The following is a 12,674-nucleotide window of genomic DNA, read 5'->3' as shown; positions in this document are numbered from 1 at the left end:
CAGGTCAATTGATAATTGGCTCAGAAAAGATAAAATGAAATATCCGCATTCTAAAGTGAATACGAATGAAAATAACAGGATATTTTATATGGCCTTGACAAAAAAAATATTTACAGATGAAATTTTATAGTACAAATAATAAAACATTAGAAGTCTCCTTTAAAGATGCGGTCTTCAATTCTCTTCCTGCAGACAAAGGATTATATATGCCTGAAGAGATTCCACAATTGGACCCGCTATTCATTAAGAATATTCAACAGTATTCCTTGCAGGAGATTGCTTTCGAAGTAGCTTCTACATTATTGGGAAATGATATTCCCAAAGACGATTTAAAACAGATTGTGAACGACGCCATCAATTTTGATGCTCCTGTAAGATTCTTGACCGACAGCACGGCTGTGCTCGAACTATTTCATGGGCCGTCTTATGCTTTTAAAGATTTCGGAGCTCGGTTTATGAGTAGGGTTATGGGCTATTTTTCAAAGACTGACGATAAATTACTGGACGTGCTTGTTGCGACGTCAGGCGATACAGGAGGAGCTGTTGCATTGGGCTTTTTGGGCGTAGAAGGAACACGTGTAACGATCTTATATCCTAAAGGTAAAGTCTCGGAAGTTCAGGAACTACAATTGACCACCAATGGACAAAATATTCGTGCTATTGAAGTTGAAGGAACTTTTGACGATTGTCAGGCATTAGTAAAACAAGCTTTTAATGATGCAGAACTCAATGCTGTATTGCGTTTGACCTCCGCTAATTCAATCAATATAGCACGGCTGATCCCACAGACATTTTATTATTTTTATGCCTATGCCCAGTTGAAGTCACAAGGAATCAATGAGGTCGTGTTTACAGTGCCGAGTGGTAATTTTGGTAATATTGGGGCTGGTTTATTGGCCTATAAAATGGGACTTCCAGTGAAGCATTTTGTAGCTGCAACAAACGTTAATGATACCGTTCCTCGATTCCTTTCTTCCGGTAAATATGAACCACTGCCTTCTGTTCAAACCTTAAGCAACGCCATGGATGTTGGGAATCCAAGCAACTGGGTGCGTATACAGGATCTTTTTGGCGGAAATGTGGATGAATTAAAAAATATGCTCTCTTCTTATACATTTACAGATGAAGAAACAAAAGAAGGAATGCAAAAATTATATGAAGAATCAAACTATATCGCCTGTCCACATACAGCAATCGCCTGGCTTGGCGCTCGGGCTTATGCAAATGAACATCCAGGTCATTACGCTTCGGTTTTCTTATCCACGGCACATCCCTGCAAATTCCCTGACGCAATAGCAGCAGATGTATTTGGAAAAATAGTGTTGCCTGCCGGTGCAGAAAGATTGCAAGGAAAAGAAAAATTAGCGGAACCTTTAAAAGTTGATTTTGAAGCCTTCAAAAAATATTTAATCAACCATAACTAAACGTTGAGGGCTCCTTTGCAATGCCCCTAGAAAGTGTCCAACTTTTTGCGAGCATTGAGGAGCCCTTTTTATCTTCATTTAGAAGTAAGCAAAGTTTTTGTGTTGAAAGTATTTTTGGAAATATGTTCTGTATTGAGAATCTTGGATTGTTTTATCCGAAAAGTTTCGTCAGGATGTCGAATTAATACGTTAATTTTGCAACAATGAAATCAGTTTATTTGAATAAGGGTAAGGATAAAGCTGCCTGGCAATTGCATCCTTGGGTATTTTCTGGAGCAATTAAATCATTGTCCGATAAGATTGAAGATGGCGAAGTTGTTGGCGTTTACAATGCTGAACGTGAATTTATTGCCTATGGTCTATTTCACAATAGCTCGCGTGTAGCCATTCGTTTATTGGAATGGAACCCTCAAGCCCAGATTAATGAAAATTGGTGGCGTGCCCGCGTTCAGAAGGCTGTAGCAGCAAGACAGCATTTGTTGCAAGAAGGTGTCACCAATACGGTTCGTTTAATCTTTGCTGAAGCAGATTTTCTTCCTGGACTTATTGCAGACAAATACGCGGATTTTATATCCATTCAGGTCCATTCAGTTGGGGTGGAAAAAGTCAAATCAGTTATTATCGATGAATTGAATGCTTTGCTGCAACCCAAAGGAATTTATGAGCGTAGTGATCTGAAATCTCGCGAACATGAAGGTTTACCTGATACCAATGGGCTTTTATTTGGAGAACTTCCATCTGAATTTATCGACGTTATCGAAAATGGCATTCATTATAAGGTGAACATTATTGATGGACAAAAATCGGGATTTTATTGCGACCAACGTGAAAATCGCCAGCTGACGGCCAATTACGTTTCAAATAAACGCGTCCTAGATTGTTTTTGCTATTCCGGTGGTTTTACGTTAAATAGCTTGAAAAATGGGGCTGCAGAAGTCATATCTGTAGATAGTTCTGCATTGGCTATCGAAACGCTGGAAAAAAATATTGCTGAAAATGGTTTTGATCCTAGTCGGCATAAAGCAATATTGTCTGATGTAAACAAGCAACTGCGTAAATTCATCGATGAAGAGGAAAAATTTGACCTGATTGTCTTAGATCCACCGAAATATGCTCCCTCTCGATCCGCATTGGAAAGAGCATCTAGGGCGTATAAAGACTTGAATCGCCGCGGATTGATGTTGTTAAATAGTGGTGGTTTATTAGCGACATTTTCTTGTTCAGGTGCGATGGATATGGATACGTTCAAGCAAGTGCTCGCTTGGGCTGCACTGGATGCTGGTAAGGAAATTCAGTTTATTAGACAATTTCATCAACCTGAAGATCATCCTGTGCGGGCTTCGTTCCCAGAAGGCGAATATCTGAAAGGATTGTTGGTGCGCGTATTATAATTATTATATGAAGATAGTTTAGGTTGGTTTGTTAAAATCAACCTTTTTAATTTTTGAACGACGTCATGATACAAGAGAAGACGAGTAGACCTATTTTTTCTATTTTGTTTGCCGTGAGCATGGTGCATCTTTTGAACGATATGATTCAGGGCGTAATACCGGCAACCTATCCCTTGCTCAAAGAAGAGCATCATCTAAGCTTTTCTCAGGTTGGGATGATTACAATGGTTTATCAGATAGCAGCTTCAATATTCCAGCCTGTTGTAGGCTCATTTACGGACAAACATCCTGTGCCATATTCTCAGATCATTGGGATGTCTTTTTCCCTTCTCGGTATGCTTTTGTTTTCGAAAGCACATAGTTATGAATGGATCTTATTTTCTGTTTTTCTGGTAGGGATTGGTTCTTCAATCTTTCACCCTGAATCTTCTCGTGTGGCTTATATGGCATCGGGAGGAAGAAGAAGTATGGCACAATCTATTTTTCAGATTGGAGGAAATGCAGGGACCGCAATGGCCCCAATCATTGTCGCTTTTTTGGTATTACCGAGAGGGCAGCAGGCGATCGCCTGGATGTGCTTATTTACGATTCTCGGCCAATTTATATCTTATTATATTGGTAGTTGGTATAAAAAGAGGCTTCGGAGCTTTGCCAAATCAACGAAGAAAACAATACGCGTGCCTGATCTACCCAATAGCCGAATCGTCGCGACCGTTATTATACTCCTCTTACTGATTGTTTCAAAATACTTCTATATAGCAAGTATTACAAACTATTTCCAGTTTTATACCATCAAGAAATTTGGGATTAATGAAGTGGAAGCACAAGTCAATCTATTTTATTTTCTGATAGCTGTTGCGGTGGGAACATTACTGGGGGGAGTATTCGGCGATCGATTTGGTCGCAAATATGTTATCTGGTTCTCCGTCTTGGGCGTTGCACCATTTGCATTAGCATTACCCTATGTCGGACTTACGATGACGGGAATACTAATCGTAATTATTGGATTGATTTTATCATCCGCTTTTCCAGCAATTATTGTTTATGCACAAGAACTATTGCCTAAGAAGTTGGGCATGGTTTCAGGTTTATTTTACGGCTTTGCATTTGGAATGGGAGGGATTGGATCCGCTGTACTTGGCTGGCAGGCAGATCATACGTCCATCGCGTTTATTTATCACCTATGTTCCTACCTGCCATTGATGGGTATTGTGGCTTATTTTCTTCCTAACCTACAAAAAACACCTTACAAAGAAATTTAGATTTGGCATATAGGCGCATATTAAACAAGAAAGAGCGGGTTTCAATAAAATATCCGCTCTTTTTTGTTATTTGATGCAGTCCATCCAGGCTGAGGCCATCATCTGTGCGCCGGCAAGGGTAGGGTGAACACCATCTGCTGCCCAGTAGGCACCAGGAGCATTCTTTTGGGCATTGTCGAATATTTTTTGATAGGGTATTAGAATTGCGCCAAATTCTTTGGCGATCTCACGAGCGGATTCTTGATAAGCCAAAAATTTTGGATACCACGCTTCAGTAATGTGACCTACCCCTTTTACGGCAAAAGGTTCTCCAATGATCAGTTTGACATTTGGAAGCTGTTTCATTGTCTCCTGTAGTAACTGTTGGTACTGGGATTTATACTCTTCAACCGTTGTCTGCGCTCCACGGTCGATTGTCCGCCAAAAGTCATTTACACCAATCAAAATACTCAATACAGTGGGTTTAATAGCCAGCGTATCCTCCTGCCAACGCTTTTGAAGATCGGGTACACGATTTCCACTAATACCTGTGTTATATACCTTTAATTTTTTTGTCGAATATTTATTTAAGAGCTGGCTGGCAGCCAATAAAGCATAACCACGTCCTAGCGCTGCGGTGTCATTGGCATTTCTATTGTTTCTATCACGTCCTACATCCGTAATGGAATCGCCCTGAAATAAAATGATGTCGTCGTTATTTAAACTGATTTTTGAGGAACTGGCGGTGGATTCGTGCGCGAATACATCGTTTCCCAGTATATTGGCACCAGTCAATAGACCGGAACCAATAATGCTTTTTTTGATAAATGATCTGCGGTTTGTGTTCATTATTAGGTTTTTGTTATGTTTAAAGTTACATACTTTAAGCATACTTTTCCAAACCTTTTATAATGATGTTACACGCTTTTTCAATTTCCAGATCTGTAATAGTCAATGGAGGAGCGACACGCAGTGCTGTTTCACAATGCAGATACCAGTCGATCATAACCCCGTTTTCAGCACAATACTTACTCACGTTGTAAACCTGATCAAAGGAATCCAATTGCAGACACATCATAAGACCTAATCCTCGAATTTCTTTAATTGCAGGGTGTCGGAGTTTTTCTTTAAATAAAAGCGATTTTCGCTCGACCTGTTCTACCAATTTTTCTTCCTTGATAACAGCCAGTGAAGCCCGTGCTGCGGCACAACTTACGGGGTGGCCCCCAAAAGTCGTGATGTGCCCAAGCATGGGATTATCCTTAATAACATCCATCACTTCTTTGGCTGCAACAAAGGCGCCTAGGGGCATGCCACCACCGATCCCTTTGGCAAGCATCAAGATGTCTGGAACAATAGCAAAATGTTCAAAGGCAAAAAGACGACCTGTGCGACCAAAACCTGTTTGAATTTCATCAAAGATGAGTAAAGTACCAGTTTCACTACAGCGTTTTCTAACAGCCTGCATGTAAGTGATATCCGGGACCCGGACACCAGCTTCCCCCTGAATAGCTTCGAGGATGACAGCAGCAGTTTGTTCCGTAATCTTTGTTAGATCGTCCAGGTCATTAAACTCGATAAAATCTATTTCGGGGAGGAGAGGAGCATACGCTTTACGGTACGCATCGTTTCCGATCAGACTGAGCGCGCCTTGTGTACTGCCGTGGTACGCCTTTTTTGCAGCGATAATTTGCCTGCGACCGGTATATTTCTTTGCTATTTTCATAGATCCCTCTACGGCTTCCGTTCCACTGTTGGTGAGGTAAACCGATTGAAAATTAGTGGGAAGTTCTGCTAATAATTCTGTAGCAAATTGTACCTGTGGGGCCTGCACAAATTCACCATAAACGGTGACATGTAGGTACTGGTCCAATTGTGATTTTATAGCTTCCAAAACCTTCGGATGACGATGGCCTATATTGCTGACATTGAAGCCGGAGACCAAATCCATGTATTCCTCTCCATTTGGGCCATAAAGGTAGACACCTTCGGCCTTAACTACTTCAACCAATCTAGGTGAGCTAGATGTTTGAGCAGTATTCATTAAAAATAATTCTCTGTTGCTTAACATGATCTTACAAATGTCCGAAAATAAAAAAGAAGTCTTCAAGACTTCTTTTTTATTTTCGGGATTATTTTCTTCTATTCTGCAGGGATTTGTATAGATGTTCCCTGAATTCCTGCTCCACCTCAAAAAATTGCGATGCCCGCGCATTGCCAATAACTTTGGCAAATTTGGCCCGGTATTCTTTTTTGATCTCCACTTCTTTAGCATCATACTGTAAGACGTCTCTGGAGCCACCTCTAAAACTATTTTTTGGAGCACCATTCAATTTTTCTTTCCTGATATCCCAAAGTGTTTGGCTGTACTCATTATAGAGCGGGAAGAATTGCTGAGCCTCTCTCGGAGTTAAATCCAGTTCTTTAGTAATGTAAGCTATTTTTTCATTTTCTATAGCTTGAAATCGATTTTTGTCTTGCGCAAAGCCCAAGGCAATAGAAAATATACTAAAGAACAATGTTATCCATATGTATTTTTTATTGAACATCATTATAAGGTATAATTTAGATAATCTTCTATTTCTTGTTTAGATATATTACTTCCAAATCCCTTAGTAGGGAGATTTGCTTCGTCAGTATACTGGGCCATATAGATCATATCGTCACCAGAAGCTGACTCCGCAAGGTAATTAATGATTTCCTGCTTGGGAATTTCTGACAAATGCTGGCTTAACTGCTTTTCTGCAACAGATTCTACAGGAGTCGTATTTTGCTGTTGATATTGATAACCCCAATATCCGCCTACACTCAACATAGCCGCAAAGGATGCCGCAACCGCATAACGAGCGTACCATTTTTTAGGTTTCCCAATCTGACGGATCGGTGTATTATCCTTTTCAAGCATTTGAACACGATCAATGATGCTGTCCGAAAGAATCTCAAAATAATGTTGTGGTACAGCAAAACCCGCAGTCACAACCGTTTCTTTTAATTTTTCTTCAGCAATACGAGCAAAAATTGTCGATTCAACTATTTCTTCGTAGCCGACAGGAGCTGTAAAACCGTCTGTTGGAACTGTTTCCTTCAATTTCTCTTCAGCTAAATGGGCGAAGATGGAGTCTTCAAGGGTTTGATTATAAGCAGAAGGCATGGTAAAGCCATCCGATGCAATCGTTTCTTTTAATTTGTCTTCTAAAATTCGGTTGAAGATAGTTGAAGATAGTTCGGAAGCATAATTTTCAGGAATTTCAAAGCCGTCTGTAGTAACCTGATTTTTTAAACTATCTTCCGCAACTTTACACATTATGGCGTCAGATAAGCTATTAAAATATCCTTCTGGAACCTCAAAGATGGATTCTTCCTTGCATTCAACCAATTTGACTTGCGTAATTATTTTTGATTCTAAATCACTGAAATAATTTTCAGGTAAGCCAAATGGATTTTCACGCAACGATGCTGGAAGATTTGTAGGCTCCAGCCCATCATGATATGTGCCATTTTCCTTCATAGTATCTGTTAGAACCTAATTTCGCTAAAAGGTTTAATCGTTGTTGTTAAAAAATGCCTCTATTTTTTTGACAGCTAAATGATAAGAGGCTTTAAGCGCTCCGACACTTGTTCCGAGTACTTCTGAAATTTCTTCGTATTTCATGTCTTCAAAATATTTCATATTGAAGACCAATTTTTGCTTTTCTGGCAAAGTCAACAAAGCCTGTTGTAATTTCATTTGAGCTTTATCACCATTAAAATAATTGCCATCAGCAAGCGTTTCTGCCAAATAAGCAGTCGTGTCGTCATCCAACGACACGTTCTGCTTTTGCTTTTTCTTATTTAAGAAGGTAATACATTCATTTGTTGCGATACGATAAAGCCAAGTGTATAATTGTGAGTCTTCACGGAAATTCCCAAGGTTTTTCCATACTTTGACAAAGATATCTTGAACAACATCGTCCGCATCGTCATGATCGATGACCATTCTTCGCACATGCCAATAAATCTTCTGTTGATATTTCTTCAACAATAAACGGAAAGCTTCTTCTCGCGTACTCTCTTCGGCGAATTTTGCTATAATTAAAGCGTCATCCATATATTGACTTGCGTAGTTTTGTTATTTTCTTTTGATTACTTTTTGAACCGCAGCCACAATAGCCGCAGCATTCAAACCGTATTTTTCCATCAATTGAGCAGGAGTACCTGATTCTCCAAAACTATCATTTACTGCAACGTACTCTTGTGGAGTAGGTAACTCTCTTGTTAACACTTGAGCAACGCTATCACCCAAACCGCCAAGACGGTTATGCTCTTCCGCCGTTACAACACATTTGGTTTTCGCAACAGATTTTAAAATAGCTTCTTCATCCAAAGGTTTAATGGTATGGATATTGATAATTTCAGCGTTGATACCTAACTCAGCTAATTTTTCACCAGCTTGGATAGCTTCCCATACTAAATGACCTGTAGCAATGATCGTAACATCCGTTCCTTCATTTAATAATACCGCCTTACCAATCACAAATTCTTGATCAGCAGGAGTGAAGTTAGGAACTACGGGACGGCCAAAACGCAAATAAACTGGTCCCTCATATTTTGCTGCTGCAATTGTAGCGGCTTTTGTTTGATTGAAATCACAAGGATTGATCACTGTCATTCCTGGCAACATTTTCATCAAGCCGATATCTTCTAATATTTGGTGAGTTGCACCATCTTCACCTAAGGTTAGGCCAGCATGCGACGCTGCAATTTTTACATTTTTGTCCGAGTATGCAATCGATTGGCGAATCTGATCATAAACACGTCCTGTTGAGAAATTTGCGAATGTACCTGTGAATGGTATTTTACCACCGATCGTAAGTCCGGCAGCAATCCCCATCATATTAGCTTCCGCGATACCGATTTGGAAAAAACGTTCTGGAAATTCTTTGATAAAATCGTTCATTTTTAACGAACCGATTAAATCAGCACATAATGCAACTACATTCTCATCTTGCTTTCCTGCTTCTAGTAACCCCGCACCAAATCCTGAACGTGTATCTTTTGACTCTGTATAAGTATATTTTTTCATTCTAGTAATCTCCTAAAGTTTCTGTAAGCTGATTCAATGCCGACGCCAATTGTTCGTCATTTGGAGCAACACCATGCCATTTATGAGAACCCATCATAAAATCAACACCGTTACCCATTTCAGTATGCATCAGAATAATGACTGGTTTACCTTTTCCTGTGCGTGATTTAGCTTCTGCTAAACCTGCAACAACAGCATTCATGTCATTGCCTTTAGCAATTTCCATCACATCCCAGCCAAATGCTTCCCATTTTGCACGAAGATCCCCAAGAGATAATACTTGATCTGTAGATCCGTCAATTTGTGCTTTGTTATAGTCAACAGTAGCAATTAAATTGTCGATTTTATTGTGTGGTGCGTACATTGCAGCTTCCCAAACTTGGCCTTCCTGCAATTCGCCATCACCCATTAATACATAAACTAGATTATTGTCTTTATTCAATTTTTTTGCCTGTGCGGCTCCAATTGCAACAGATAATCCTTGGCCCAATGATCCCGATGCAATACGAATACCTGGAAGACCTTCGTGGGTTGTTGGGTGACCTTGAAGTCTGGAATTGATTTTTCTGAACGTTGCTAATTCGCTCACTTCAAAATATCCCGCATGTGCCAATGTACTGTAAAATACAGGAGAGATGTGTCCATTGGACAGGAAGAATAAATCTTCTCCTTTTCCATCCATGTCAAAGGAAGGATTGCGTTTCATTGCATTGAAATAAAGCGCCACAAAGTAGTCTGTACAACCTAACGAACCACCTGGGTGTCCTGATTGACAAGCGTGTACCATACGTACGATATCACGTCTTACCTGTGATGCAATTTGTTCTAGTTTGTTAATATCTGCACTCATTTTTTTTGTTGGTTTCACAATTGGTCGTAAAGTTAACTATTTTTAAGCTAGATGCTTGTTAAAAAATGAATTTATATTGACTTATTCCAGATTGACGATGTGTTTCATCCGCGGATTTTTATTTTTTTTGTACCTTGCTTCACTTTATAAAACCAACAATTTTCAGCATAATGCTTAATCAACTCAAAAGCTGCCTAATTATTTCAGCGCTCTCAACCCTTTATTTGCATTCTTCTGCCCAGCACATCAACATTTACCATAAGGATTGGATTGACTTTAACAAAAATGGAAAAAAGGATATTTATGAAGACCGCAATCAGAAAATAGCCAGTCGTGTGGAGGACCTGTTGCGTCAAATGACTGTTCAAGAAAAGGCCAATCAGACTGTCACACTTTACGGTTATGGGCGGGTTTTGAAGGATGAACAGCCCACTGCCGCTTGGGACAAAGAGATTTGGAAATACGGCTTGGCCAATATGGACGAAATGTTGAATAGCTTAGCTTATAATAAGTCGGCAAAAAGTTCATTTTCGTATCCCTTCAGCCGCCACGCTCAAGCCTTAAATAATGTTCAACAATGGTTTGTGGAAAATACACGACTTGGTATTCCGGTTGATTTTACCAACGAAGGAATTCATGGACTCAACCATGATCGGGCTACCTCCTTGCCGGCACCAATCAATATTGGAAGTACATGGAATACTGCGCTGGTACGCAAAGCTGGTGATATAATTGGTAGGGAAGCCAAGTATCTTGGCTATACAAATGTTTATACCCCTATTCTTGACGTTTCTAGAGATCCGCGCTGGGGAAGAGTGGTTGAAACCTATGGGGAAGATCCGTTTCATATTGCCGAAATGGGGAAACAAGTTGTGTTAGGGATTCAAAAAAATGGTGTCGCCTCCACGTTGAAACATTATGCGGTCTATTCTGTGCCCAAAGGAGGAAGAGATGGCAATGCACGAACGGATCCGCATGTTGGCTTTCGTGAGATGCATTCGCTTCACCTCTATCCATTTAAAAGGGTCATAAAGGAAGCCAAACCTTTAGGAATTATGAGTAGTTATAATGATTATGATGGCGTGCCTGTATCTGCCAGTAGTTATTTTTTGCAGGACTTACTCCGCAAAGAATATGGGTTTGAAGGGTATGTGGTGTCCGACAGTGAGGCTCTAGAGTTTATTTACAATAAACACCATGTTGCTGCAAACTATAAAGAGGCTATTAAACAGGCACTGGAGGCGGGTTTGAATGTGCGGACGAATTTTGATCCGCCAAGTACATATCTAACACCGTTAATGGAACTAATAGAGGAAGGGGGGCTGGATACCAAAATATTGGATCAGCGGGTTCGCGAAGTCCTGACCGTGAAATTTAAACTGGGTTTATTTGATCATCCATTGAGAGAAGATATAGCTGTAGCCGATAAAAAGGTGCATACGCCCGCAGATGAAGAAGTTTCGTTTCAAATGAATAGAGAGTCTATTGTTCTTTTGAAAAATGAACAGCATCTACTTCCAATAGACGTGAATAAATACAAACGAATTTTGGTTACGGGACCAATGGCAGAAGCAACAAATTATACGACAAGTCGCTATGGACCTTCCAATAATCCGATCACAACCATCAAAGATGGGATTATAAATTATGGAAAAACAAAGGCACTTCGGGTTGATTATACCAAAGGTGTAGATGTCGTGGATAAAAACTGGCCTGAGAGTGAGATTATTCCAACAGACTTGTCCGGCGAGGAGCTGGAAAAGATGGCCGAAGGTGTTCGTCTCGGTAACGAATCTGATCTGATCATAGCAGTAATGGGCGAATCAGAGCGAGAAGTCGGTGAAAGTCGGTCGCGATCAGATCTAAATTTGCCAGGCAAGCAACGCGACTATTTAATAAAATTGAAAGAAACAGGCAAACCTATTGTGCTGGTACTTGTCAATGGTCGCCCACTTACTGTCAATTGGGAAAATAAGTATCTACCTGCAATTGTGGAGAGTTGGTTTCTTAGTAATCAGTCGGGAAATGTTCTTGCCGAAATGCTGTTTGGAGGGTATAGCCCTAGTGGAAAATTGCCCATTTCATTTCCAAAGTCTGTAGGACAGGTTGAAATGAATTTTCCGACCAAGCCCGCTGCACAGGCGGGGCAACCCGGGGTCGGACCCAATGGGTGGGGAAATAGTAGGGTTGTTGGCTTTTTATACCCTTTTGGATATGGATTAAGCTACACAGATTTTAGTTTTTCAAATTTACAACTCACGAAGAAACAGATCAGACCATCAGATTCCCTCACAGTTACGGTTGATGTTGAAAACATAGGAAAGAGGAAGGGAGCCGAAGTTGTTCAGCTGTATATCAAAGATGTGCTGTCTTCAGTAACAACTTATGAAATGGATTTACGTGGGTTTGAAAAAATTGAACTTAATCCAGGGGAAAAAAGGACCATACGGTTTACCATACTACCGGCCCACCTGGAACTTTTGGATCAGCACAATAACTGGACAGTTGAACCCGGCAAATTTGAACTATTTATCGGTAATTCTTCTGTCAATCTTCCGCTTAAGGATTCATTTGAAGTGGTCAATTAGGTTTAAAATTGCCAGACCACATAGATGACGGATGGCAGTCCTTTCTTAGGACTAGGGGATAAAAAAAGGATTCAGCAAAACCTATTTGCTGAATCCTTTTTTATTGTATCAAATAGCT

The 12,674-nt window shown here is 40.1% G+C and carries 11 protein-coding genes; 4 read left to right on the top strand and 7 right to left on the bottom strand.

Features of this window, described 5'->3' with window-relative positions:
* Positions 1-116: 116 nt before the first annotated feature.
* The 3 genes from thrC to AAH582_RS21345 all read left to right on the top strand — a co-directional run bounded on the left by thrC (position 117) and on the right by AAH582_RS21345 (position 4,077).
* Positions 117-1,424: a threonine synthase gene (thrC, locus tag AAH582_RS21355; RefSeq protein ID WP_046672001.1), complete on the top strand. Its 1,308-nt coding sequence runs from the start codon at positions 117-119 to the stop codon at positions 1,422-1,424.
* A gap of 203 nt (positions 1,425-1,627) precedes the next feature.
* Positions 1,628-2,815 (top strand): class I SAM-dependent rRNA methyltransferase, encoded by a 1,188-nt coding sequence (locus AAH582_RS21350; RefSeq protein ID WP_046672002.1) that lies wholly within the window; start codon positions 1,628-1,630, stop codon positions 2,813-2,815.
* 65 nt (positions 2,816-2,880) lie between these two features.
* Positions 2,881-4,077 (top strand): MFS transporter, encoded by a 1,197-nt coding sequence (locus tag AAH582_RS21345; protein WP_343320476.1) that lies wholly within the window; start codon positions 2,881-2,883, stop codon positions 4,075-4,077.
* 66 nt (positions 4,078-4,143) lie between these two features.
* Here AAH582_RS21345 and AAH582_RS21340 read toward each other — a convergent pair whose 3' ends face one another.
* From AAH582_RS21340 to AAH582_RS21310, 7 genes are all read right to left on the bottom strand, one after another.
* Positions 4,144-4,905: an SGNH/GDSL hydrolase family protein gene (locus AAH582_RS21340; protein WP_046672004.1), complete on the bottom strand. Its 762-nt coding sequence runs from the start codon at positions 4,903-4,905 to the stop codon at positions 4,144-4,146.
* Positions 4,906-4,939: 34 nt separating this feature from the next.
* On the bottom strand, positions 4,940-6,127 hold the full coding sequence (locus AAH582_RS21335; protein WP_343320473.1) for an aspartate aminotransferase family protein: 1,188 nt from the start codon (positions 6,125-6,127) through the stop codon (positions 4,940-4,942).
* A 61-nt stretch (positions 6,128-6,188) separates the two neighbouring features.
* Positions 6,189-6,608, bottom strand: a complete 420-nt coding sequence (locus AAH582_RS21330) for a hypothetical protein (protein WP_231585177.1) — start codon at positions 6,606-6,608, stop codon at positions 6,189-6,191.
* A complete protein-coding gene (locus tag AAH582_RS21325) occupies positions 6,608-7,564 on the bottom strand; it encodes a hypothetical protein (protein ID WP_343320470.1) in 957 nt (318 codons plus the stop codon). Before AAH582_RS21325 ends, AAH582_RS21330 begins: the two co-directional genes overlap by 1 nt.
* Positions 7,565-7,597: 33 nt before the next feature.
* The gene (locus tag AAH582_RS21320) at positions 7,598-8,143 is read right to left on the bottom strand and encodes an RNA polymerase sigma factor (RefSeq protein ID WP_046671841.1); all 546 of its coding nucleotides are present in this window, start codon (positions 8,141-8,143) and stop codon (positions 7,598-7,600) included.
* Between the two features lie 21 nt (positions 8,144-8,164).
* Positions 8,165-9,118 carry a transketolase family protein gene (locus AAH582_RS21315; protein WP_046671842.1) on the bottom strand — a complete coding sequence of 318 codons (954 nt, stop codon included), beginning with the start codon at positions 9,116-9,118 and terminating at the stop codon, positions 8,165-8,167.
* A 1-nt stretch (position 9,119) separates the two neighbouring features.
* Positions 9,120-9,968 (bottom strand): transketolase, encoded by an 849-nt coding sequence (locus AAH582_RS21310; protein WP_046671843.1) that lies wholly within the window; start codon positions 9,966-9,968, stop codon positions 9,120-9,122.
* A 170-nt stretch (positions 9,969-10,138) separates the two neighbouring features.
* Between AAH582_RS21310 and AAH582_RS21305 the strand changes: the two genes are divergently transcribed.
* Complete coding sequence (locus AAH582_RS21305) at positions 10,139-12,556, top strand: glycoside hydrolase family 3 N-terminal domain-containing protein (RefSeq protein ID WP_343320467.1); 2,418 nt, start codon at positions 10,139-10,141, stop codon at positions 12,554-12,556.
* Positions 12,557-12,674: the final 118 nt, after the last annotated feature.

It is taken from the genome of Sphingobacterium multivorum, assembly GCF_039511225.1.
Classification (GTDB): domain Bacteria; phylum Bacteroidota; class Bacteroidia; order Sphingobacteriales; family Sphingobacteriaceae; genus Sphingobacterium.
Note: the sequence above shows the minus strand (reverse complement) of the source record. Positions and strands in the feature narration are given on the sequence as shown.

What these genes read in the sequence shown, in the direction of transcription:
- AAH582_RS21325 (WP_343320470.1), bottom strand. Translation starts at nt 7,564, where the DNA reads ATGAAGGAAAATGGCACATATCATGATGGGCTGGAGCCTACAAATCTT.
- AAH582_RS21320 (WP_046671841.1), bottom strand. Translation starts at nt 8,143, where the DNA reads ATGGATGACGCTTTAATTATAGCAAAATTCGCCGAAGAGAGTACGCGA.
- AAH582_RS21345 (WP_343320476.1), top strand. Translation starts at nt 2,881, where the DNA reads ATGATACAAGAGAAGACGAGTAGACCTATTTTTTCTATTTTGTTTGCC.
- AAH582_RS21305 (WP_343320467.1), top strand. Translation starts at nt 10,139, where the DNA reads ATGCTTAATCAACTCAAAAGCTGCCTAATTATTTCAGCGCTCTCAACC.
- AAH582_RS21350 (WP_046672002.1), top strand. Translation starts at nt 1,628, where the DNA reads ATGAAATCAGTTTATTTGAATAAGGGTAAGGATAAAGCTGCCTGGCAA.
- AAH582_RS21310 (WP_046671843.1), bottom strand. Translation starts at nt 9,968, where the DNA reads ATGAGTGCAGATATTAACAAACTAGAACAAATTGCATCACAGGTAAGA.
- AAH582_RS21335 (WP_343320473.1), bottom strand. Translation starts at nt 6,127, where the DNA reads ATGTTAAGCAACAGAGAATTATTTTTAATGAATACTGCTCAAACATCT.
- AAH582_RS21330 (WP_231585177.1), bottom strand. Translation starts at nt 6,608, where the DNA reads ATGATGTTCAATAAAAAATACATATGGATAACATTGTTCTTTAGTATA.
- thrC (WP_046672001.1), top strand. Translation starts at nt 117, where the DNA reads ATGAAATTTTATAGTACAAATAATAAAACATTAGAAGTCTCCTTTAAA.
- AAH582_RS21315 (WP_046671842.1), bottom strand. Translation starts at nt 9,118, where the DNA reads ATGAAAAAATATACTTATACAGAGTCAAAAGATACACGTTCAGGATTT.
- AAH582_RS21340 (WP_046672004.1), bottom strand. Translation starts at nt 4,905, where the DNA reads ATGAACACAAACCGCAGATCATTTATCAAAAAAAGCATTATTGGTTCC.